Below are 21,502 nucleotides of genomic sequence, written 5' to 3'. Positions count from 1 at the left end.
ACCACGTGTGTGGCGGTGGACTCCTCGGGCAACCGAAGAGTGAACAGTCCCCACACCATCGGTGGGAGTGATGCGCTGTGACAACCGACAGCACGCAGGAAACCTGCGTCCTCACCCGCCCCCGAACCCCGGCCGCCGCCCGGGACGTCGTACGCGCGCTACTGCGCCAGGGGCACAACGACGCCAGTGAAATGGCTGTCGACGACGCGGTTCTGGTGACCTCCGAACTGGTCACCAACGCGCTCAGGCACGGAGGCGGCCTGCGCGGATTCGAATGCCGGGTACGGCCGGGCTTCATCGAGATCGCCGTCGAGGACGGCAGCGACGTGGTCCCACGGTCCCGCCCGCGCACGAGCCTCCTCATGAGCGGCGGACACGGCTGGCCATCGGTGTGCCAGCTCGCCGACGACGTGTCCGTGACACGCCTTCCCGAGGGCGGGAAGTGCATCGTCGCCCGCGTACCGCTGGCCGCGTGAACCACGCCCCCAGGGGCACGGCACGCACCCGTGTGGCTACCGGGCGGACCGGCGGGCACGGGGTTCCATGAGGCCGTACCCCACTCCCTCCCGGAAGGGCCGGTCCCTACGGTGCAGCGATACGTGAAGACAGTCCTCGTGACAGCGGTGGCCGCGGCGACGGCCCTGCTGCCCGGCGCGGCGAACGCCGCCGACCGGCACGAGGTCACCCTGGAGCCCACGGCACGGCTCACCCCGGACGGCACCCGAGCAGTCGTCACCGGCACGTACACGTGCGAGGGCGTCCGAGGGCCCGTACGGCTCAGGGTCACGCTGCGGACGCAGCACAAACGCGAGCTGAACGCGGACGAGAAGCAGGCGGTGTCCGGCCTCTACCAGTGGCTCGGCCTCCCCGAGCTGCCCGTCCCGAAGAAGGCGACGTCGAGCACCTCCAGGGAGCAGATCCTGGAAGGCACCTGCGACGGCACCGCCACGGCCCACCCCTGGCGGCACACCTTCATCGGCGGGGTCGAGAAGGGCACCGAGGCCTCGGTCACCGTGGCCATGACGTCGGTGGACTCGCGTACGGCGCAGACGAAGACGCTGGCCGACGCGACGGGGGACGTCACCTTCGCCTAGGCGGCAGGCGCCGCCTCACACGCGTCCCGTCACCGTCACCGAGACCCGCGACAGCTCGCCGGTCAGCCGGTCCACCGCCTCCGTCACCGCGGCACGCAGCTCGCGGGTGACGTCGAGGGTCCGATGGCCTCGCCGCAGGACGACGTAGACCTCCGCGTGCCAGCCCGCGCCTCCCTTGTCGCGGCCCACGCGGACCGCCGAGGAGCGCGGGGACACGGTGGCGCCGCGTCCCCGCGGGGCGGCGGCGCGGAGGAGGTCGGCGAGGCCGGGACGGAGGAAGGCGACGCCCCGCGTGCCGAGGACGGCCTCCTGGACGGCCTCGGCCACTGCGGCACTGGAAGCGAGTCGTTCCGTCACGGGAACCGTCCTTCCGTGGTGTCGCCGTCGTCGTCGGCGGCTTCGTCGAGGATGTCGGCGACCGTCACGTCGACAGCCGCGACGCGCATGCCGAGCTCGGTGTCGACCGCCTCCAGGATCGCCCGGCGGACCCGCCCGGCGACCTCCTGGAGGTTCCAGGTGAGGGACACCGCCACCTCCGCGCGGATGTGCACGGGACCGCGCGGCCACCGGCTCGCGGGAGCGGTGCCCTCCTCCTGGGCGAGCGCTTCGATGCGGCAGCTGCCCGCCCGTACCCCCGGCAGGGAATCGGCGGCCGCGCGGACGGTCCTGGCCGCGGCGGCCTCCACGATCCACAGGTCCTCCGTCGCCTCACCCAGTGGAAGCGTGCGGCCGGGGCGCAGTTCGAGGCGGACCACGTCCATGACGCGGCCGACGAGCGCGGACGCGTCGGACTCGTACTCCCGCGGATCCCCCTCGCGGTCCCGCGCGACGGACACGACGTCCTCCAGGCGCCACAGCGTGCGCAGTGCCTCGGTGCAGTGCGGGCAGGCCTCGGCGTGCGGATCGCGGGCGCCGCTCTCCGCGTGCTCCCAGACGTCCCACAGCGCACGGCCGCAGGGGAGCCGTTCGTCGGGTCCGTCCGTCGTGGGTTCGTCCGTCATCGGCCCGTGCTCCTCGTTCAGCGCCATGCGGCCATCGCCTCCGTCAGATGGCGCCGCGCCCGGAAGACACGGCCCCTGACCGCCTCCGGGCTGATGCCCACCGTCTCGGCGATGGTGTCGTAGGGGAGGCCGTTGAGCTCGCGCAGCACCCAGCAGACGCGCTGTTCCGGTGACAGTCCCTCCATCGCCCTGCCGAGGTCCTCCACGGCCGCGTGCGACTCGGCGACCCTGGCCGGGGACGCCTCGTGCTCCGGAGCCTGCGGCTCGGGCACCTCGCCGAGGTCGAGGGCGGGGCGGCGGGCCCGCAGCACGTTCAGGCACCGGTTGGTGACGATGCGGTGCATCCACGTGCCGAACTGCGCGTCCCTGCGGAACTCCGGCACCTTCCGCCAGGCGCTCACGAAGGAGTCCTGCACCGCGTCCTCGGCCTCCGTCCGGCTCCCCAGCAGCCGCGTGGCGAGCCGCAGCAGGCCGGGCGCGTGACGGCGCACGAGCTGCTCGAAGGCCTCTTCGTCGCCCTCGGCGGCCCGTACGGCCAGCAACCCGTCGTCGCGCGGCACACGTGGCTCCTCTCGCTCCAGTCGTACACCTGTGACACGCCGCGGGCCACTCGCGTTACGCGGCACGGGCGCGGGCTCCGGCGGAAAAGTTCGCGCGAGACGCGTAACGAATCCGGGGCACACGGGTCCTAGGGGTTGAGCAGTCCCCCACGACCTGACGACGAGGAGATGCCTTTCATGGCGACTCAGGAGAGCACTACGAAGACGGCCGCGACGGCGTCACGCGGCGACGAGCAGGGCTACACCGGCGCCGTGCAGAGCGTGCCGGGCAGCACGACCGTGACGGGCCGCACCGGTGCCGCGGAGCCGGCCGCGACCCGCGGCAAGACGTCCATCGCCGACGTGGTGGTCGTGAAGATCGCCGGGACGGCCGCGCGGGAGATCCCCGGCGTGCACGACATGGGCGGCGGGCTCTCGCGCACGATAGGCGCCGTCCGCGACCGGGTCCCCGGCGGGCGCCCCAACGTCGGGCGCGGGGTGAAGGTCGAGGTCGGCGAGCGGCAGACGGCGATCGACCTGGACATCGTCGTCGAGTACGGCGTGCCCATCACGGACGTCGCCCACGAGGTGCGGGAGAACGTCATCGCCGCCGTGGAGCGCATCACCGGGCTGGAGGTCGTCGAGGTCAACGTCGCCGTCAACGACGTACGACTGCCCGACGACGACAGCGCGGACTCCGCCGGCGAGACGCGCGTGGAGTAACCGGTGAGCACAGCTCTGGTGGGCCTGGTCGCCGGGATGGCCCTGGGGTTCGCCGCGTGGTTCGGCGGTTTCGGGGCGTTCCTGCTGGTCGGCGCGCTCGGCGCCGTCGGCTTCGGGGTGGGGCGCCTCGTGGAGGACGGCACGGATGTACGGGGCTTCCTCAGCGGCGGCCGGGGCCGGGGGCGGCGATGAGCGTTCCCGCGGCGGACCGCGGCGCGACGAAGGTCGCCGACCGCGCGGTGCGGCGGATCGCCGAACGGGCCGCGACGGAGGCGCTCGCGCCCGGTGAGGTGCGGACGGACCGGAGCACGGCGTCGGTCCGCGGCCGCAGGGCCCGGGTCGACGTCGCCGTGACGCTGCCCTATCCCGCGCCGCTCGACGAGTCCGGTGAACGCGTCCGGTCGCACGTCGCCGGTCGCACGGCACGGCTCACCGGCCTCACCGTGCCGTCGGCGCGGGTGCGGGTGCGGGAGCTGAACGTGCGGGCGGCGGAGTTCGGGGAGCCGGAGGCCGCTGAGTCCACCGGCGGGGTGCGGGCGCGGCGGCCGTGGTCCGCGCGCCGTGTGCCCGTGGCGGTGGCGGCGGTCGTCGCTGCCGCCGCCTGCGGCGTGCTCCTGTACGACGTCCTTTCCGTGCACGCGGCGGGACGCGCGCCCGCGCGGTGGCGGGCCGACTTCACGGAGTGGCTCGTCACGCACGGGCCGCACCGGGGCGTGTGGCCGGGCGCCGCGGCGGCGTTCGCGGTGTTCTGTCTCGGCGTGTGGCTGATGGTCCTCGCCGTCACGCCCGGCTCCCGCGGCCGGCTCCCGATGCGACCGCCGCTGTCCGGCGTCCACGCGGTCGTCGACCGGGGCACGGTGGCGGCGCTGCTGCGGGAGGCCGTGTCCGGCCTGCCCGGCATCACGCGCGCGCGGGTCCGCGTCGGACGGCGGAGGGTCACCGTGCGCGCCGGACTCGCGTTCGGTGAAATCGACGCGGCGCGTGCGGCGTTGACGGAGACGGCGGAGCGGACCCTGGCGTCCTGCGGGACGGCGAGGCCGCCACGGCTGCGGGTCGGGCTGCGCACGGAACCGGCGTGGCGCGCGCCCGCGCGGGGAGGTGTCGACGGATGAGCGGCCTCCGTACCGGGGCCAACCGCACCGCCCTGTTCTGTCTGGGCGCCGCGCTCCTCGGCGCGGGCGCCGTGCTCGCCACCGCGACGGATGTCGTACGCGACCGGCTGCCGTCGGACGCGCCGCGGCTCGGCGCGGACCGGGTGTGGGTCGACGGGGCGGAGCTCGGGCGATGGCGCGACCAGGGCTGGTGGACACCGGCTGTGATCGCCGGGCTCTCCGTCGGCGTACTCCTGCTCCTGTGGTGGGTGTGGGCGCAGGTGCGCGGCGGGCGCCTGCGCGAACTGCCGCTCGGGCAGCCCGACGTCACCCTGGCCGGGGCCGCGCTGGCGGCGGCGATGACCGAGCGGGCGCGCGGGATCGAGGGCGTCGCCCACGCGCGCGTGCGGCTGCGCGCGGGGCCGCGGCGCTCGCGTGGAGGTCCGCGCGGGGTGCGTGCCCGCATCACGCTGTCCCTGGCGCCGGACGCCTCTCCGGAGGCGGTGCTGCGGTGTCTCGCCCGGCAGACGGTGGCCGAGACGAGGACGGCGGTGTCACCGCGCCCGCTGACCGCCGACGTACGGCTCACGGGCGGGCGCGGCAGGGACGATCCGGCCCGTGGGGTCAGTGTTCGGTGAGCAGTCCCGAGCGGAGTTTGGCGAGGGTGCGGGTCAGGAGCCGTGAGACGTGCATCTGGGAGATCCCGAGCACCTCGCCGATCTGGGCCTGCGTCATCTCCTGGCCGAAGCGCATCCCGATGATGTGCCGCTCGCGTTCGTCGAGCTGCTCGATGAGCGGGGCGAGCGCGTGCAGGTCCTCGAAGAGGTCGAGGGCGGGGTCGTCCTCACCGAGCACGTCGGCGTAGTCACGGCCCTGCGAGCCGTCGTCCTGGCTGACGGGGACGTCGATGGAGCCCGCCGTGTAGCCGTTGGCGGCGACGAGGCCGTCGTTGACCTCCTGCTCGGTGAGGTCGAGGTGGTCCGCGAGTTCACGGACGGTGGGCTCGCGGTCCAGCTCCGCGCCCAGCGCCTCCTTGGCCTTCGCCAGGTCGACGCGGAGTTCCTGGAGGCGGCGCGGAACGTGCACGGCCCACGTGGTGTCGCGGAAGAACCGCTTGATCTCACCGCTGATGTACGGCAGCGCGAAGGTGCTGAACGCGACCTCGCGGGAGAGGTCGAAGCGGTCGATGGCCTTGATCAGGCCGATCGTGCCGACCTGCACGATGTCGTCGATGTCGGTGCTGCCGCCGCGGAAACGGCCGGCCGCGAAGTGCACCAGCGACAGGTTCATCTCGATCAGGGTGTTGCGCGCGTACTGGTATTCGTGCGTGCCCTCCTCGAGGACCTGGAGCTTGTCGAAGAAGATCTTCGACAGGTCCCGCGCGTCCTTGGGCGCGACGCTTCCCGCGTCCTCGACCCACGGCAGTTCGCTGCTGGACATCTCATCCCAAGGAGCAACAGCCGTGCGCGCTTCCTCTTGTACAGATGCCGCAGTCAACTGTGTGGGTGTCAGCACTGGTTCACCTTCGCTCGGGAGCACGGACCGGATATCCATTGTCCCGCCTGCCCAGTCCTTCCAGGATTAAGCTCACCAAGCGAATTCAGGGTGCGGGGGGAGTCGCCCTCACAGGGCGGAGCGGGAGGCGCACATGGCGGAGATGTTCCTGCGGCGGCTGAGCCGTTGGCAGGCGGAGGGGCAGCGGGAGGCCGTCGCCGACCTCTATACGGAGACCAGTGGCGCGGAGACCGGTGGCGGGGCGAGCGGCGTCCGGGCGGACTTCCTGCGCCGCTTCGAACACGACGTACAGCAGACGGACTTCGACATGGTCGTGGCGCACGTCGCGGGCAACCTGGTCGGCTGCCTCTACGGCTACCGCGCCGACCGGGGCGGCGAATGGTGGGAGGCCTTCCGCCACGTCCTGTCGCCCGCCGTCGTCGAACAGACCTCTTCGGGGCGGGTGTTCCTGCTGAGCGAGGTGATGGTGGCGCCCGCGGAGCGCGGCTCGGACGTCGCGTACCGGCTGCGGACGCTGCTCCTCACCCGGCACACGCCGGACGTCGTCGTCGCCGTCATCAGGCCGGACGACGACCAGGGGCGTGAGGTGCTGCAGTCGTGGGACTGGACGAAGCTCGGCGAGTTCGCGCCGCGTCAGGAGGGCTGGCTGCGCCCGCCCTCCCCTCTCCCGTAGCGGTCACCGGCCCCCGGGTCTGCTCGCCCGCAGGGAGTACATGAGGGGGATCCGGGGCCGGTCCCCGGGGAAGCGGTAGACGCCGTCGCGGAGTTCGAGCGCGCCGAAGCGCTGGAAGAGGGTCTGGTCGCGCTCGCGCAGGAACTCGATGCGCAGGCCCGCGGCGGCGAGCGCGGAGACGACGTCGCCGATCGGGTGCTGCCACTCGACGGTGCGGTTGTGGACGGTGGGCGTCGTCGTGTCCGCGTATCCACCAGGAGTGTCGTCGACCCAGGCGTCGCGCGCGAAGTAGTCGTGCTCGACGCGCGAGCCCGTGGCGTCGTCCAGGACGTCGGTGAGCGGGTGGAACTCGGAGAGGTAGAGGAAGCCACCGGGTGCGACCAGGGAGGCGGCGGTCTCGGCCCAGCGCTGGATGTCGGGCAGCCAGCCGAGGGCGCCCACGCCGGTGTACACGATGTCGTACGAGGCGTCGGGCACCGCCTCCGCCGCGTCGTACACGTCGGCGGCGACGAAGGTGGCCTGCTCAGGGGTGAGGTTGAGTTCGGCGGCGAGCTCGCGGGCCGCCTCGACGGCCGGTTCGGAGAAGTCGAGCCCGACCACGCGGGACGCGCCGTGCCGCGCCCAGGACAGGGTGTCGAGGCCGATGTGGCACTGCAGGTGCAGCAGGGACTTTCCGCGTACGTCGCCGACCTCGGCGAGCTCGTGGTCGCGCAGGGGGTCCTTGCCGGCGCGGAAGGCGTCGAGGCCGTAGTAGTCGCTGGCGAGGTGGAGGGGGACCCTCTCGTCCCAGCGTCTCCGGTTGGTCTCGCGCCAGTCGGCGGGCGTTGGGGAGTACATGGACGGAAAGTTATCCACAGGCTGGGGACTCCCGCCAGCGGATTGTGGGCGGGGGCAGGCACTATGGGGGGCATGAGCGAGACGGGTGCGACGAGCGGGCCGGGTGCAGAGGACGTCACGGGGGCGGGGTCCAGCATGCCGGACATGTCGAGTGAGCCGGATATGCCGGACTGGGAGAAGCGGTTCAGGGCGCCGCGGGTGTCCCTGCCGGACTGGGCGGAGGACGCTCCGGACCGGTCCCTGTTCGTGTCCAACGCAACGGGGACGTATGAGCTGTACGCATGGGACAGGGCGACCGGCGTCCAGCGGCAGGTGACGGAGCGGCCGAACGGCACGACGGACGGCGCGCTGTCGCCCGACGGCCAGTGGATCTGGTGGTTCGACGACACGGACGGCGACGAGTTCGGCGTCTGGCGGCGCCAGCCGTTCGGCGGCGGCGCGGACGAGCCCGCGGTGCCGGGTCTGGAGCCCTCCTATCCCGCGGGCCTCGCCCTCGGCAGGGACGGCGCGACGGTGGTCGTCGGCCGCTCGACGGACGACGACGGCTCGACGATCCATGTCGTACGTCCCGGAAGCCCCGCCCCGGTCGAGGTGTACCGCCACCGGGAGTCGGCGGGCGTCGGCGACCTCTCGCACGACGGCACGCTGATCGCCGTCGAGCACACGGAGCACGGCGACGCGATGCACTCCGCCCTCCGGGTGATCAGGCCCGACGGCTCGACCGTCGCCGAGCTCGACGACACCAAGGGCGGCACGGTCGAGCTGGGCCTGGAGGTCCTCGGCTTCGCCCCGGTCGACGGTGACACGCGCCTGCTCGTCGGGCACCAGCGGCGCGGCCGCTGGGAGCCGATGGTGTGGGACGTCGCGTCGGGCGAGGAGAACGACCTGGTGCTCGGCCTGCCGGGCGACGTGAGCGCCGAGTGGTACCCGGACGGTTCCGCGCTCCTCGTGGCCCACGGCTTCGAGGCCCGGGGCGAACTGTTCCGCTACGACCTGGCGACGGCCGAGCTGGAGCGGATCGACACGCCCGCGGGCTCCGTCTCAGGGGCGACGGCCCGCCCCGACGGCTCGGTGGAGTACATGTGGTCGTCGGCGGCCGAACCGCCGGTGGTCCGGTCCACGGCGGGCGGCGTGGTCCTCGACCCGCCCGGCATGAAAGCGCCGAAGTCCGTCCCCGTGGAGGACGTGTGGGTGGACGGTCCCGGGGGCCGCATCCACGCACTGGTGCAGCGCCCGGCCGGCTCCTCCGGCCCCCTCCCCACCGTCTTCGAGGTGCACGGCGGCCCCACCTGGCACGACAGCGACTCCTTCGCGGCGGGACCCGCGGCCTGGGTCGACCACGGGTACGCGGTCGTCCGCGTCAACTACCGCGGCTCCACGGGGTACGGCAGGGAGTGGACCGACGCGCTCAAGCACCGCGTCGGCCTCATCGAGCTGGAGGACATCGCGGCGGTCCGTGAGTGGGCGGTGACGTCCGGCCTCGCCGACCCCGACCGGCTCGTCCTCGCGGGCGGCTCCTGGGGCGGGTACCTCACCCTGCTCGGCCTCGGCACGCAGCCCGACTTCTGGGCGGTCGGCCTGGCGGCGGTGCCCGTCGCGGACTACGTGACGGCGTACCACGACGAGATGGAGGCGCTGAAGGCGATGGACCGCACACTGCTCGGCGGCACGCCGGAGGAGGTGCCCGAGCGGTTCCGGGCGTCGTCCCCGCTCACGTACGTGGACGACGTGAAGGCCCCCGTCTACATCTCCGCGGGCGTGAACGACCCGCGCTGCCCGATCCGCCAGATCGACAACTACGTGGACCGTCTTTCCTCTCGGGGCGCGACGCACGAGGTGTACCGGTATGACGCGGGGCACGGGTCACTGGTCGTGGACGAGCGCATCAAGCAGGTCGCCCTGGAACTCGACTTCGCCTCCCGCCACCTCCCTTAGCCCCGACACCACCCGGCACCCCACCGCTCCGCCGCGGAGCGGCGGGGTGGGTCTGGGGGAGGCCGGTCGTGTGGGCGGGGAGAGTGGCGGACCCCAGGGGCAGGCGCCCCGTGGGGGCCCCGTACCGTGGGGGTGTGTACCGGTTTCTGCTGACGCCCCGCTGGTGGGGAATCAACGTCTTCGTCGTGCTGGCCATCCCCTTCTGCATCTTCATGGGTTCCTGGCAGCTCGGCCGCTTCGAGGACCGCGTACAGGATCACGAGTCCGCCAAGGAGCAGGCGAAGGAACAGTCCGCGGAAGCGCATGGTGACGCCGCGGCCCGCCCCCTCCGCTCCCTCCTCCCCGTCGACAAGGAAACCTCCGGCGAGCAGGCCACGGCAACGGGCCGCTACGGCAGGCAACTCCTCGTACCGGATCGTGAGTTGGACGAGAAGCGCGGGTTCTACGTGCTGACCCTGCTCCGTACGGACGACGGAAAGTCACTGCCCGTGGTCCGCGGCTGGCTCCCCGGCGACGCGAACGCGGCGAAGGCCCCGGCCGCCCCCAAGGGCGAGGTCACCGTCAAGGGCGCACTCCAGGCCTCGGAGAGCCCGGGTTCCAACGGCGTCAGCGCGGCCGGCGGCCTGCCCGAGGGCCAGCTGGGCGCGATCAGCTCCGCGTCGCTGGTCAACCTCGTACGCGACGACCTGTACGACGCGTGGATCACTCTCGACAAGGCCGACGCGGGCATGAAGGCGGTCCCGGCGACCGCGCCGAACAACACGGGCCTGGACCTGAAGGCGTTCCAGAACCTCGGCTACACCGGCGAGTGGTTCGTCTTCGCGGGCTTCGTCGTCTTCATGTGGTTCCGGCTGTTCCGCCGGGAGGCGGAGTTCGCACGCGACGCACGACTCGGCCTGCTCCCGGACCCGGAACCCTCCGAGACCGAGACCAAGACCGAGACCGGCACCGAAGCCACCGCCTAGGATCCGCGCCTCAGGCAGGAACGAAGACGTCCCCGTCCGCCCCGTCGAGGATGAACCCGTTGTCGAAGCGGACCCGCACGCTCACCCGCGGCGCCCGCTCCTGGAAGGCGGTCCACGCGGGTTCCAGCGCGGCGACCTTCTCTTCGAGCCGCTTCCTGCTCTCCGTGGGCATCTCGACCCCGAAGGCGTCGAGCAGCGACTTGAGCCGCTCGTACTCGCGTACGTCGTCGCTCTCGTCCTGGTGGCCGACCACCTGCTCGACGGTGCCGGCGGTGCCCGCCGCCAGGGACAGGACCCCCACGACGACCCCCGACACCTCGGCCGACTCGGTCAACGGGGTGTCCGCCGCCAGCATCACCCGCTGGCCTGCTTCGAGAGCCATCTGCTTTCCCGTCTTCTTGCGCCGTCACCAGGACGCGATGGTAGACCGCCCCTGAAAACCGACCCTAAGAGGCGGGCAGCACCCCGGTCCGGTACACCGTCCCCGCACACGCGTTGGTGATCGTCGCCCCGGCGGACGGCGCCCCCGCCTCCGCGGTCAGGGACACCACGACGCTGCCGTCGGCCACGCCGCCGTCCGCCCGGCCGAGCTGCGCGCTCATACCGTCGGGCGTACCGCCCTCCGGCGTCCCGCTGCCGCCGCCCTCGGAGGGCGTCGGGTTGGGCGTGGGCTCGCCGCTGTCCGTCGGGCACTTGTCCGAGGGGAGCCAGGCGAACTTCACCTCGTACGCCGCGCCGGGCTGCAGCACGAGCGGGCTGGCCTCGAGCGACGGGTCGGGCAGTCCGGCCGCCGCGTCGCCCGCCGTGTGGTCGACCACGCCGACCTTCGCCGGGTCGGCCGCGCCCTGCGCCACCGCCGCGACGGCACCCGCCGCCTCGACGGTACAGCTGCTGTCGGAGATGTTGGAGACGCGGAAGGAGCCGTAGACCGCTCCGTTGGCGTCCGCCGGGTTCGTGCTGCCCGTGGCGCCGAGCTGGGTGGCGTCGCAGACGGGCGAGGTGGCGACCTCGGAGGTGGAGGGGTCGGGCGATCCCGTACCGCCGCCGCCCGTGCCGCCCTCCCCCTTGCCGTCCTTCTTGCCCTTCTTGTCCTTCTTGTCCTTGCTCTTGGACTTGTCGGGCTTCGCCCCGGTGTCCTTCTCGCCGCCGTCGGGTCCCTTGCCCTGGCCGGAGCCGCCCTGCGCGTCCTGGCTGTTGCCGGCGATCGAGGTGCGGTCGTCCGAGTCGCCGTTGGAGGTGGTGACGTGCACGAGGGCGGGGACGGCGGTGCCGATGAAGAGCGCGGCGGCGGCGAGGCCGACGACGGCCTGACGCTTGCGGGCCCGCCGCGCGGGAACGGCCTGCCGCAGATGTTCGAGAGCGCGGTCGCCCGGCTCGATCTCCTGCACCGCCTGCCGCATCAACCGCCGCAGCGCGAGCTCGTCGGACCCGAGGTCACCCTCGTAACCCTGCACACCTTGCGCGTCCCGCACACCCTGCGTGTCTCGCACGCCCTGCGCGTCCTGCTCGTCCCGCACGTCCTGCGTCCGCGTACCTTCGGAGCCGCGCTCGCCCTCCGCGCCGGAGCCCCCGACCACGGCGCGAAGCCGGTCCAGACCGGCACCGACACCGGCACCCTCGTCCGACCCGGACCCGGACCCAGCCTCGGACCCAGGCCCCGACCCCGGCTCCACCCCTGGCTCGGGCTCGGGCTTCGCCTCGGGACCCGCCCCAGGGCCCGGACCCGCCTCAGGCCCCGCCCCGGACCCGGTATCGGAATCGCCTACAGGACCGTGGTTCACGTCGTCGTTCCTGCCATGCCGCTCAAATCCGCCCTGCTCATCACGCTTGCGCTCACTCATGCCGGCGCCTCCATGGCGACCCGCAGGGCCGCGATGCCGCGCGAGCCGTACGCCTTCACTGAGCCCAGCGATATGCCGAGTGTCTCGGCGACCTGCGCCTCGGTCATGTCGGCGAAGTACCGCAGCACGAGGACCTCGCGCTGGCGCCGCTGGAGGCCGCGCATGGCCTTGATCAGTTCGTCGCGCTCCAGCTGGTCGTACGCCCCCTCCTCCGCGCTCGCCATGTCGGGCATCGGCTTCGAGAGCAGCTTCAGCCCGAGGATGCGCCGGCGCAGCGCCGACCGCGAGAGGTTCACGACGGTCTGGCGCAGGTAGGCCAGCGTCTTCTCCGGGTCCCGCACCCGCTTGCGCGCCGAGTGCACCCTGATGAACGCCTCCTGCACGACGTCCTCGCAGGACGCCGTGTCGTCCAGGAGCAGCGCGGCGAGGCCGAGCAGCGACCTGTAGTGGGCGCGGTAGGTCTCGGTGAGATGGTCGACTGTTGTGCCCGCGGTCATCGTGTCGTCAGCGCCCTCGCGCTGCGCCGGAATGCGGGTCGGACGCGCCGCGGGCATGGGTGCGATCACCGGCATGCCACCGGTCGCGCGGGGACGGCGAGTGGGGCGCAGTGTCGCCGCGCCTCTCGCCTGTACCGCTGTGAAGTCGAGTACCTCTGCCACGCTTGTTGGACACGCTTCCCCCCGTCAGGGTTGTACGCATCCGTCGTTGCGTTTGCGGCAGGTCGCGCGGGCACCGCTCGTGACGATGCATCAAATGCCCCCATGCGTACCAGCTCTTCCCCTATGCCCATTATTCCGGCGCTCGGGCCGCCCCTAAGGGCGACCGCTAAAGACGTCCCCCCGCCTGTCGCCGGTTGCAGTGATCAGAAGCGAATCTTCGAACGCGGAGATGATCCAGTTCAAGGACGCACGACCACTGAGTTGGACACAGAACTTACACAGATCCCACATAGGGCTCGGCCCTGGGGTGGTATGTACCAATACCGCCGGAGACGCGGCTACGGCTGCCTCAGCCGGCCGTGAACTCCCCGGCCACCAGCTCCGCGATCTGAGCGGTGTTCAGCGCGGCCCCCTTGCGCAGGTTGTCCCCGCACACGAAGAGCTCCAGCGCGGTGGGATCGTCCAGCGACCGCCGTACCCGTCCCACCCAGGTCGGGTCGGTGCCCACGACATCCGCCGGGGTGGGGAACTCCCCCGCGGCCGGATTGTCGAAGAGCACGACGCCCGGCGCGGTCGCGAGGATCTCGCGCGCCCGGTCCACCGTCACCTCGTCCTCGAAGCGGGCGTGGACGGTCAGGGAGTGCGTGGTGACGACGGGCACGCGCACGCACGTGGCGGCGACGCGGAGCCCCGGCAGCCCGAGGATCTTCCGCGACTCGTCCCGTACCTTCATCTCCTCCGACGACCAGCCGTCGTCCTTGAGGGACCCGGCCCACGGCACGACGTTCAGCGCGACGGGCTCGGGGAAGGGGCCGGTGTCGTCGCCGACGGCCCTGCGCACATCGCCGGGGCTGGTGCCGAGCTCGCTGCCCGCGACCAGCTGCAGCTGCCGCCGCAGCGTGTCCACGCCGTCCCTGCCCGCCCCGCTCACCGCTTGGTACGAGGAGACGATCAGCTCGCGCAGCCCGAACTCGGCGTGCAGCGCGCCGACGGCGACGATCATCGAGAGGGTCGTGCAGTTCGGGTTGGCGACGATGCCGCGCGGCCGCACGCGCGCGGCGTGCGGGTTGACCTCGGGGACGACCAGCGGGACGTCCGGGTCCATCCGGAAGGCGGCGGAGTTGTCGACCACGACGACGCCCTTGGCTGCGGCGACGGGCGCCCACTGCGCGGACACCTCGTCGGGTACGTCGAACATGGCGACGTCGACCCCGTCGAAGGCGTCCTCGGACAGGGCCATGACCTCGGTCTCCTCCCCGCGCACGGCCAGCTTCTTGCCGGCCGAGCGCGGGGAGGCGACGAGACGGATCTCGCCCCAGATGTCGGCGTGCTGCGACAGGATCTGGAGCATGACGGTGCCGACGGCCCCGGTCGCTCCGACGACCGCGAGCGTCGGCTTACGGCTCATCGGCCGGTGCCTCCATAAACCACGGCCTCGTCCGTGTCGGAGTCGAGCCCGAAGGCGGTGTGCACGGCGCGGACGGCCTCGGTGACGTCGTCGGCGCGCGTGACGACCGAGATGCGGATCTCGGAGGTCGAGATGAGCTCGATGTTCACGCCGGCGTCGCTGAGCGCCTCGAAGAAGGTCGCGGTGACGCCGGGGTTGGTCTTCATCCCCGCCCCGACGAGCGAGATCTTGGCGATCTGGTCGTCGTAACGAAGGGAGTCGAACCCGATGGCCGCACGGGTCTTCTCCAGGGCGTCGATGGCCTTGCGGCCCTCGGCCTTGGGGAGGGTGAAGGAGATGTCGGTCAGGCCGGTCGAGGCGGCCGACACGTTCTGCACGACCATGTCGATGTTGACCTCGGCGTCCGCGATGGCGCGGAAGATCGAGGCGGCCTCGCCCGGCTTGTCGGGCACGCCGACGACCGTGATCTTGGCCTCGGAGGTGTCGTGCGCGACACCGGAGATGATGGCCTGCTCCACCTTGCGGTCCCCTTGCGGTTCGTTGCTGACCCATGTGCCCTGCAGCCCCGAGAACGAGGACCGCACGTGGATCGGGATGTTGTAACGGCGGGCGTACTCCACGCAGCGGTGGAGGAGCACCTTGGAGCCGGAGCTGGCGAGCTCCAGCATGTCCTCGAACGAGATCCAGTCGATCTTCCGGGCCTTCTTCACCACACGCGGGTCGGCGGTGAAGACACCGTCGACGTCCGTGTAGATCTCGCAGACCTCGGCGTCGAGAGCGGCGGCGAGGGCGACGGCGGTCGTGTCCGAGCCACCTCGCCCGAGGGTCGTGATGTTCTTCCCCTCCTGGCTGACGCCCTGGAACCCGGCGACGATGGCGATGTTGCCCTCGTCGACGGAGGTCCGGATGCGGCCCGGGGTGACATCGATGATCCGCGCTTTGTTGTGGACGGAGTCGGTGATGACGCCGGCCTGGCTGCCCGTGAACGACTGGGCCTCGTGGCCCAGATTTTTGATCGCCATGGCCAGCAGGGCCATCGAGATCCGCTCACCAGCGGTCAGCAGCATGTCGAATTCGCGCCCGGCAGGGATCGGCGACACCTGCCCGGCAAGATCGATCAACTCATCCGTCGTGTCACCCATGGCGGACACCACGACAACGACCTGATGGCCGTTCTTCTTGGCGTCGACAATCCTCTTGGCGACCCGCTTGATGCCTTCGGCATCGGCTACGGAGGAGCCTCCGTACTTCTGCACGACAAGGCTCACGTGCGCTCCTCGCTCAGTCCGTCTCTTACCGCACTACTGCGGTCGGCTCAGTCTAACGAGCGGCCGAAATTCGCCAGGGCGATATCGCATCGTGAGATGTCCCGCTCACGACTCGATCACCCCGGCATGCGTGCGTCCCGCGTCCCGGGGCGTACGTTCCGACCGCTCGGCTTGGCACATGCCCGGTTCGGAGCAGGGCACTCCGGAAAGTGGGGTGGGTCACAGGTTCTGGCCGGGGGCTCAGGCGGTGTACTCCTTGAGCTTGGCCGTATGCAGGGTGATACCGACGGGATCGGGGAGCTCGACGGCGTCACCGAACGCTCGCCGGACGAGGCTGCGGTACCGCCCGCCCACCGGATCCGCGCATACCCGGACCTCACCCGCGCCCCGGTCGACGAGGAGATACACCGGAATCCCGGAGGTGGCCCACGAAGTTCTCGTCCGGCGCCAGCACGCCGTCCGGGCGGGCCCGGCCCTTCCGGTACCCCTCGATCTTGAGACCCTGCTCGGGGAAAAGGGACAGCTCGGGCCGCTGCTGCATGCAGTGCTTGAGCAGCCACATCACGATCTGGCCGTGAGAACCGTCCGGCACCGGCTTGACCTGGACCTTTCCATTGATGAACTCCAACCGCACCGTCTCGGGCGCACGGTCGGCCAGCTCCTCGAATTCCTCGACGGACATCTGGGGCCGGTCGGTGGTCCTGGGGGTCATGGCGTCGCCTCCTTGACTCCAAGGTGCCCGGACCGGCACGCCCTGCACGCTCATACGCCCCCCCCTGCCCCGTCGGCAACCCGGCGGCCCGACGCAGCTCCGCCACCCGCGCGGTCACGTCGACCACGCCGTCGTCCCCGGCGGGGCGCGGGCGGGCGAGGAACGTGTCCGGGACGTATCCGGTCCAGTCCTCCAGAGGGCAGCACTCGGTACAGATTCCATTGACCAGCTCCACGGAGGTGTCCGGCTCCTCGCAGAACGGGCAGATCATCACGGCACGGGTGACGCGGGCGCGTGCCTTGGCGAGGGTGCGGTGCGCGGCGCTGGGCTCAGCGTCCAGGGGTGCGGTCGGTTGCGGCTCCGGCTCGGTCACCCTGGCCAGCCCCGACTGGTAGGCGTCGGTTACCTCCCGCCCGTGCCGCTCGCGTACGAACTCGGCCCACCACTCCGGGGTCTTGGGCTCCTTGGACCAGTACGTCCTGGTCAACCCACCGCATCGAGTTGTCCTCGACGGTGATGTGCTCCTTGACCCACCGCAGGTGACCGGCCTCGATGAGGCGTCGGACAGAAGTACGGATGGCCTGCTGGCCGTAGCGGGGGTGGGCTGCGGCGAGGGCTTTGTAACCCATCGCGGCGCCGTTGGGGAGGTGGTGCAGGAACGTCGCGACTTCGGCGTCGCGGGGAAGCAAATGTGCGAAGTCGGGTTCGGGGTCCGGTTCTACGTCACCCACGAGGCGCTTCCCGTACCCCGATTTGGCCATCGGGTGGGACGGGAGGGGAAGGCAGCATTAGGGTTGGTGTAAGCCACGGTCGATACCTCTAATCGATCCGTAGGACTAGGCCTCGGAGCCGGTGTTGGCGCACCGACCGGGGCCGTTCTATTGCCGCGAACCTAGAGCGGCTTTACGCTCCGACGCAAGCTGACTACGGAACGTCACTCCTGAGGGTGACGGAACCCGCAACTCCGCTATGGGGAGGGTTGGTTGGGTTCATTTCATCGGTGAACCAGACCCAGGAAAGAGCTCGGGTCCCGAGGCTCAAGCCCCGGGCTGAACTGCTGCGATGAAGGCGAGCCACGCGGGGGCGGACAGGGTGAGCACGGGGCTGGAGGAAAGCTTCGAGTCCCGGACGCGAAGGAGCGCGGGGTCGGATTCGTGCGTTTCGAGGGCGACTTCCAGGCAGGCGCCGCCCTCGTCGTCGCTGTGACTCGACTTGAACCACGACAACCGCTCGCTCACTGCTCTCCCACCATCCGCTCGATGAACCGGACCGACTCGGCAGCACTGAGGGCCTCTGCCCTGAGCATGCTAATCCGCTCCGTGTATACACCGACGACTTCTGGCTCCGACGTCAGCTGCGAGGCCAACTGGCCTTCACTGAACGCGTACCGCTCACGCTCGCTGGTTTCCAGCAACACCATCGCTCCCAGAAGAGCAGAAGGAATGGCGCGGTCGAAAGGAAGTACCTGGACCCTGACGTTGCCGCGACGCCCTACCTCCAAGAGGTGGAGCAACTGCTCCTTGCCCACGTGTGGTCCACGCAGCACTGCCTCGTACAACACAAAGCTGCAGGCTACCGGCGGGGTGCGTACCAGTAGCGCCTGCCTCTCGACACGCGCGGCGACTCGCTCGTCCACCGTCTCCTCGTCCAACGGCGGGCAACGATTGCCGATCAGGTCCCTGGCGTATGTCTCGGTCTGCAACAGACCCGGCACCAGCGCGACCTCGTACCACCACAGACTGATCGCCTGTTGTTCGTACTCCATGAAGTCCTGTGCGCGCGGCGGGAACTTCTCCGCCTTCACGTAGTCCTTCGCCGCACTAAGCAGCCCAGCCGCCCCGCACATCCCATCGGCCACGTCCAGGACCCGGGCGGTCGGCATCCGAACGCCCTGCTCCATGGCCTTGATGGTGTCCGGCGAATAGTTGGAGGCGGCGGCCAGCTCCTCCCGCGTGACGTTCGCCTTCATACGCCACCGCTTCAGCTGATTCCCGCTGTACCGCCAGGTCGGGTTGTACTGCACGGACACAGCGACCACCTCCATCGGATACACGGACGCGCGTACCCCCTGAGTCACTACCGAGCGTAACCCCGCACGCACCACGCTGTGACCATGACGAACGCAATTCACTGGCCGGAGTGGGTCCCCCTGGCGGGCCACCATCTGCGCGTCTCAGGCGTCCACTTCGACGCCCTCCGCATCCAGGGCGTACGAGGGGAACAGGTCGCCGCGCGGCTCGTCGCGGAGGCGGACGGGAACGCGGGTCCCGTCATCTGCGAGGCGACGGGGTTCCGTTGGATGTACTTCCTCGTGGCCCCGGGGACGGCGCGGGACCACGGCTGGCCGCTGGGCGTACAGCGGTTCGGCGGCGCGGGCTGCCGCACGGTGACGTACATCGGCGTCCCGGCCCTGGCCGGCAACACGTGGCCGCTGTTCTGGTACTCGGAACCGACTCCGACGGCGCCGTACGTCGTACCGAGCCAGTTGCTGGCGGCACTGGGCGAGTAGAAGCCGGGCCCGCGCTACTTGACCGTCCGCAACCCCAGCGGCCCCGCGATCTCCTCCGCCATGACCCTCCCCGCCTCCTCCTCCAGGCCGTCCGCCTGGAGGTCCTCGTCCGTGTCCAGGCCGTCCAGGTCTTCCAGGGGCTGGTTCAGGCGGACGTGGGCCACCAAGGACTGGAGGGCCCGGAGGGCGCCGGAGGCTGTGGAGCCCCAGTTGGAGAAGTAGGAGAACTGCCACCACCACAGGGCCTCGGTCGTGCGGCCCGCGCGGTAGTGGGCCAAGCCGTGGCAGAGGTCCGCGACGACGTCCGCCAGGTCGTCCGAGATGCGGCAGGGGACGGGGGCCTTGCGGGGCTCGTAGGGGTCGAAGACCTCGGAGTAGACGTCGATCGGGTCGAGGAGGGAGGCGAGGCGTTCGCGGAGGTCGTCCACGTCCTGCTCCGGGCCCAGGTCCGGTTCGTAGCGCTCCTCCGGGACGATGTCCTCGTGCGCGCCCAGGCGCCCGCCCGCCAGGAGGAGCTGGGAGACCTCCAGGAGGAGGAAGGGAACCGCCGAGTCCGGTTCCACGCCCTTCGCGACCTCCCTGACCGAGACGATGAAGCTCTCGATCTGGTCGGAGATCTGGACGGCGAAGTCGTCCGGGTTGTCGGTCACGGTGTTCAGCGTGGCATCAGACATCTAGGAGTCGTCTCCCCTCGAAGGCGCGGCCCAGGGTGACCTCGTCCGCGTATTCCAGATCTCCCCCGACAGGGAGTCCGCTGGCCAGGCGGGTGACCTTCAGGCCCATGGGCTTGATCATGCGCGCGAGGTACGTCGCCGTGGCCTCGCCCTCCAGGTTCGGGTCCGTCGCGAGGATCAGCTCCGTCACCGTGCCGTCGGCCAGGCGCGCCAGGAGTTCCCGTATGCGCAGGTCGTCCGGGCCCACGCCCTCGATCGGGCTGATCGCGCCGCCCAGGACGTGGTACTTGCCCCGGAACTCGCGGGTTCGCTCGATTGCGACTACGTCTTTCGGTTCCTCGACGACGCAGATCACCGAAGGGTCGCGGCGGGGGTCCCTGCAGATGTTGCAGAGCTCCTCCTGCGCGACGTTCCCGCAGGTCGCGCAGAAGCGGACCTTGTCCTTCACTTCCAGCAGCGCGTGCGCCAGGCGCCGAACATCCGTCGGCTCCGCCTGGAGGATGTGGAAGGCGATCCGCTGCGCGCTCTTGGGACCGACGCCGGGCAGCCTGCCCAACTCGTCGATGAGGTCCTGAACCACGCCCTCGTACACGGAACGCCTCTCCTGCTGTAGTGCTGCCTAGGGTGTCCGGCTTCTACGTACCGTAGTTGGCCGGGGGGTTTCTTAGAAGGGAAGGCCCGGGATGCCGCCGCCGCCCAGGCCCTGCGCCAGCGGGCCCAGCTTCTGCTGCTGGAGCGCCTGCGCGTTCTCGTTCGCCGCCTGGACCGCCGCGACGACCAGGTCCGCCAGCGTCTCCGTGTCCTCGGGGTCGACCGCCTTCGGGTCGATCACCAGGCCGCGCAGCTCGCCGGAGCCGTTGACGGTCGCCTTGACGAGGCCGCCGCCCGCCTGGCCCTCGACCTCCGTGCGCGCCAGTTCCTCCTGCGCCGCCGCGAGGTCCTGCTGCATCTTCTGGGCCTGCTGGAGCAGCTGCTGCATGTTGGGCTGGCCACCACCGGGGATCACGATCAGCTCCGTTTCGTACGGGTCCGTTTATGCGGGTCCATCTGGCGGGGTTGCCGCCAGGAACGAGCCTACGTGGTCGGCGGGCGGGTCGCCCCAGCACTCTTTCGAGTGAGATCCAGCGTCCTCCTATACCTGATCAAGCAGCTCTTCCGGGCGGAAAAGCCGTGAATCCGGGCTCATGGCCACCCATTGGGCGGTAGGAAGTGGTGTCGATACGCGTGATCTCGTTGGAGGAGTACCGGGTGAGCCAGCCGGAGATGCAGCCCGAGGGGGTGCCCCCCGAGTCCCCCGAGGGCCAGGGGGGTTCTTCTGGGGGGCGGGGGCAAGGGCAGGGCGCTGAGGGCTCTCCCTCGCGGGATTTGACCGGGCGTGCCTTTCCCCTCGGCGACTGGGGCGACCCCGCCGGGCGCCTCGACGAGCTCTACAGATGGGTGGAGCGGGGTGCCCTGAACACCGCCGACTGGTACCTCACCGACCGTGGCAGGAAGCGCCGGGCGGCGCGCCTGCTGCGCGTGGGCGCCGCCCTGGGCGCCGTGGGCGCCGGTGTGTTTCCGCTGCTCGATCTCGCGGGGGTGGGAGCGGGGGCAGGGGGCCCGGGGGCCGCCGGTGGGCTCGCCGGGTGGGGCTTCGTGTCGCTGCTCCTGGGGGTCGCTTGCGTGGGGTGCGACCGGTTCTTCGGGCTCACGTCCGGGTGGATGCGGGACGTGGCGACCGCGCAGGCCGTGCAGCGGCGGCTGCAGGTTCTGCAGTTCGACTGGGCCTCCGAGAGCGTGCGGGAGGTTCTCGGGCCCACCGAAGGGACCGCCGGGGAAGCCGCCGAGCGGTGCCTCGGAGTGCTGCGCAGGTTCAGCGACGACGTCACCGAGCTCGTCCGCGCCGAGACCTCCGACTGGATGGTCGAGTTCCGGGCCGGGCCCGTGCCGCTCGCCATGCAGGCGATGGTCCCGGGCGGGGCGCCGCGCGAGGCACCCGCCTCCCCCGGGCGTTTTCCGCTGCCGCCCGGGGCCAGGCCCAACATGCCCCGGCAGCGGCCGCCCGAGCCCCGGTGACCC

At 71.2% G+C, this 21,502-nt stretch carries 26 protein-coding genes and 1 pseudogene; 11 read left to right on the top strand and 16 right to left on the bottom strand.

From position 1 onward, the window contains the following. Positions 1-77: 77 nt before the first annotated feature. On the top strand, positions 78-476 hold the full coding sequence (locus DEJ47_RS20170) for an ATP-binding protein (protein WP_150170284.1): 399 nt from the start codon (positions 78-80) through the stop codon (positions 474-476). Between the two features lie 123 nt (positions 477-599). Further along, positions 600-1,094 (top strand): hypothetical protein, encoded by a 495-nt coding sequence (locus DEJ47_RS20165; protein WP_150170282.1) that lies wholly within the window; start codon positions 600-602, stop codon positions 1,092-1,094. Positions 1,095-1,109: 15 nt separating this feature from the next. Here DEJ47_RS20165 and DEJ47_RS20160 read toward each other — a convergent pair whose 3' ends face one another. Genes DEJ47_RS20160 through DEJ47_RS20150 form a run of 3 tightly spaced genes read right to left on the bottom strand, consistent with a single transcriptional unit; the run spans position 1,110 to position 2,655 of the window. Next, positions 1,110-1,451, bottom strand: a complete 342-nt coding sequence (locus DEJ47_RS20160) for an Asp23/Gls24 family envelope stress response protein (protein ID WP_150170280.1) — start codon at positions 1,449-1,451, stop codon at positions 1,110-1,112. Further along, positions 1,448-2,122 carry an Asp23/Gls24 family envelope stress response protein gene (locus DEJ47_RS20155; protein WP_223828418.1) on the bottom strand — a complete coding sequence of 225 codons (675 nt, stop codon included), beginning with the start codon at positions 2,120-2,122 and terminating at the stop codon, positions 1,448-1,450. Before DEJ47_RS20155 ends, DEJ47_RS20160 begins: the two co-directional genes overlap by 4 nt. Then, positions 2,113-2,655 carry an RNA polymerase sigma factor gene (locus DEJ47_RS20150; protein ID WP_150170277.1) on the bottom strand — a complete coding sequence of 181 codons (543 nt, stop codon included), beginning with the start codon at positions 2,653-2,655 and terminating at the stop codon, positions 2,113-2,115. Before DEJ47_RS20150 ends, DEJ47_RS20155 begins: the two co-directional genes overlap by 10 nt. A 177-nt stretch (positions 2,656-2,832) precedes the next feature. On the opposite strand from DEJ47_RS20150, the gene DEJ47_RS20145 reads away from it, so the two are divergent. Genes DEJ47_RS20145 through DEJ47_RS20130 form a run of 4 tightly spaced genes read left to right on the top strand, consistent with a single transcriptional unit; the run spans position 2,833 to position 5,086 of the window. Next, positions 2,833-3,357, top strand: coding sequence for an Asp23/Gls24 family envelope stress response protein (locus DEJ47_RS20145; protein ID WP_223828417.1), 525 nt, complete (start codon positions 2,833-2,835; stop codon positions 3,355-3,357). Between the two features lie 3 nt (positions 3,358-3,360). After that, positions 3,361-3,549, top strand: coding sequence for a hypothetical protein (locus DEJ47_RS20140; RefSeq protein WP_150170273.1), 189 nt, complete (start codon positions 3,361-3,363; stop codon positions 3,547-3,549). Next, a complete protein-coding gene (locus tag DEJ47_RS20135; protein WP_150170271.1) occupies positions 3,546-4,469 on the top strand; it encodes a DUF6286 domain-containing Asp23/Gls24 family envelope stress response protein in 924 nt (307 codons plus the stop codon). The genes DEJ47_RS20140 and DEJ47_RS20135 overlap by 4 nt, the downstream gene beginning before the upstream one ends. Continuing rightward, complete coding sequence (locus tag DEJ47_RS20130; protein ID WP_150170269.1) at positions 4,466-5,086, top strand: alkaline shock response membrane anchor protein AmaP; 621 nt, start codon at positions 4,466-4,468, stop codon at positions 5,084-5,086. The genes DEJ47_RS20135 and DEJ47_RS20130 overlap by 4 nt, the downstream gene beginning before the upstream one ends. On the opposite strand, the gene DEJ47_RS20125 is transcribed toward DEJ47_RS20130, so the two are convergent. Then, on the bottom strand, positions 5,073-5,888 hold the full coding sequence (locus DEJ47_RS20125) for an RNA polymerase sigma factor SigF (RefSeq protein ID WP_150170267.1): 816 nt from the start codon (positions 5,886-5,888) through the stop codon (positions 5,073-5,075). The genes DEJ47_RS20130 and DEJ47_RS20125 overlap by 14 nt on opposite strands. Before the next feature lie 208 nt (positions 5,889-6,096). Between DEJ47_RS20125 and DEJ47_RS20120 the strand changes: the two genes are divergently transcribed. Continuing rightward, the gene (locus DEJ47_RS20120) at positions 6,097-6,636 is read left to right on the top strand and encodes a hypothetical protein (RefSeq protein ID WP_150170265.1); all 540 of its coding nucleotides are present in this window, start codon (positions 6,097-6,099) and stop codon (positions 6,634-6,636) included. Positions 6,637-6,639: 3 nt separating this feature from the next. Here the strand turns inward: DEJ47_RS20120 and DEJ47_RS20115 are convergent, their stop codons facing one another. After that, on the bottom strand, positions 6,640-7,473 hold the full coding sequence (locus DEJ47_RS20115) for a class I SAM-dependent methyltransferase (RefSeq protein ID WP_150170263.1): 834 nt from the start codon (positions 7,471-7,473) through the stop codon (positions 6,640-6,642). Positions 7,474-7,608: 135 nt separating this feature from the next. Here DEJ47_RS20115 and DEJ47_RS20110 point away from each other — a divergent pair, with 135 nt between their 5' ends. Beyond that, complete coding sequence (locus DEJ47_RS20110) at positions 7,609-9,408, top strand: prolyl oligopeptidase family serine peptidase (RefSeq protein ID WP_150175748.1); 1,800 nt, start codon at positions 7,609-7,611, stop codon at positions 9,406-9,408. 134 nt (positions 9,409-9,542) lie between these two features. Next, positions 9,543-10,373: an SURF1 family protein gene (locus DEJ47_RS20105; protein ID WP_150170261.1), complete on the top strand. Its 831-nt coding sequence runs from the start codon at positions 9,543-9,545 to the stop codon at positions 10,371-10,373. Between the two features lie 10 nt (positions 10,374-10,383). On the opposite strand, the gene DEJ47_RS20100 is transcribed toward DEJ47_RS20105, so the two are convergent. The 8 genes and pseudogenes from DEJ47_RS20100 to DEJ47_RS20060 form a co-directional block, all read right to left on the bottom strand. After that, on the bottom strand, positions 10,384-10,755 hold the full coding sequence (locus DEJ47_RS20100) for a hypothetical protein (protein ID WP_150170259.1): 372 nt from the start codon (positions 10,753-10,755) through the stop codon (positions 10,384-10,386). Between the two features lie 64 nt (positions 10,756-10,819). Next, positions 10,820-11,950 carry a hypothetical protein gene (locus DEJ47_RS20095; protein WP_223828416.1) on the bottom strand — a complete coding sequence of 377 codons (1,131 nt, stop codon included), beginning with the start codon at positions 11,948-11,950 and terminating at the stop codon, positions 10,820-10,822. Between the two features lie 260 nt (positions 11,951-12,210). Next, positions 12,211-12,873: a SigE family RNA polymerase sigma factor gene (locus DEJ47_RS20090; RefSeq protein ID WP_079075189.1), complete on the bottom strand. Its 663-nt coding sequence runs from the start codon at positions 12,871-12,873 to the stop codon at positions 12,211-12,213. Positions 12,874-13,222: 349 nt separating this feature from the next. Continuing rightward, positions 13,223-14,281: an aspartate-semialdehyde dehydrogenase gene (locus tag DEJ47_RS20085; RefSeq protein ID WP_150170257.1), complete on the bottom strand. Its 1,059-nt coding sequence runs from the start codon at positions 14,279-14,281 to the stop codon at positions 13,223-13,225. Then, positions 14,278-15,549 (bottom strand): aspartate kinase, encoded by a 1,272-nt coding sequence (locus tag DEJ47_RS20080; RefSeq protein WP_055569707.1) that lies wholly within the window; start codon positions 15,547-15,549, stop codon positions 14,278-14,280. The genes DEJ47_RS20085 and DEJ47_RS20080 overlap by 4 nt, the downstream gene beginning before the upstream one ends. A gap of 240 nt (positions 15,550-15,789) precedes the next feature. After that, positions 15,790-16,261, bottom strand: a pseudogene (locus DEJ47_RS20075) (Uma2 family endonuclease). A 1,037-nt stretch (positions 16,262-17,298) separates the two neighbouring features. Next, a complete protein-coding gene (locus DEJ47_RS20065) occupies positions 17,299-17,499 on the bottom strand; it encodes a DUF397 domain-containing protein (protein ID WP_150170255.1) in 201 nt (66 codons plus the stop codon). Then, on the bottom strand, positions 17,496-18,290 hold the full coding sequence (locus DEJ47_RS20060) for a helix-turn-helix transcriptional regulator (RefSeq protein WP_317850825.1): 795 nt from the start codon (positions 18,288-18,290) through the stop codon (positions 17,496-17,498). Before DEJ47_RS20060 ends, DEJ47_RS20065 begins: the two co-directional genes overlap by 4 nt. Positions 18,291-18,374: 84 nt before the next feature. Here DEJ47_RS20060 and DEJ47_RS20055 point away from each other — a divergent pair, with 84 nt between their 5' ends. Continuing rightward, complete coding sequence (locus DEJ47_RS20055) at positions 18,375-18,770, top strand: hypothetical protein (protein ID WP_398336395.1); 396 nt, start codon at positions 18,375-18,377, stop codon at positions 18,768-18,770. Positions 18,771-18,784: 14 nt separating this feature from the next. Here the strand turns inward: DEJ47_RS20055 and DEJ47_RS20050 are convergent, their stop codons facing one another. The 3 genes from DEJ47_RS20050 to DEJ47_RS20040 form a co-directional block, all read right to left on the bottom strand. Further along, complete coding sequence (locus DEJ47_RS20050) at positions 18,785-19,444, bottom strand: DUF5063 domain-containing protein (RefSeq protein ID WP_150170251.1); 660 nt, start codon at positions 19,442-19,444, stop codon at positions 18,785-18,787. Next, a complete protein-coding gene (gene recR / locus DEJ47_RS20045) occupies positions 19,437-20,036 on the bottom strand; it encodes a recombination mediator RecR (RefSeq protein ID WP_055569715.1) in 600 nt (199 codons plus the stop codon). Before recR ends, DEJ47_RS20050 begins: the two co-directional genes overlap by 8 nt. Positions 20,037-20,108: 72 nt before the next feature. Then, entirely contained in the window at positions 20,109-20,450 is a 342-nt protein-coding gene (locus DEJ47_RS20040; protein WP_079075191.1) for a YbaB/EbfC family nucleoid-associated protein, read from the bottom strand. Positions 20,451-20,692: 242 nt separating this feature from the next. On the opposite strand from DEJ47_RS20040, the gene DEJ47_RS20035 reads away from it, so the two are divergent. Next, a complete protein-coding gene (locus tag DEJ47_RS20035; RefSeq protein WP_150170249.1) occupies positions 20,693-21,499 on the top strand; it encodes an SLATT domain-containing protein in 807 nt (268 codons plus the stop codon). Positions 21,500-21,502: the final 3 nt, after the last annotated feature.

Origin of the sequence: Streptomyces venezuelae (assembly GCF_008642355.1) — a bacterium.
Taxonomy (GTDB): domain Bacteria; phylum Actinomycetota; class Actinomycetes; order Streptomycetales; family Streptomycetaceae; genus Streptomyces; species Streptomyces venezuelae_B.
The sequence above is the reverse complement of the archived record's forward strand: the minus strand, read 5'-3'. Positions and strand labels throughout refer to the sequence as shown.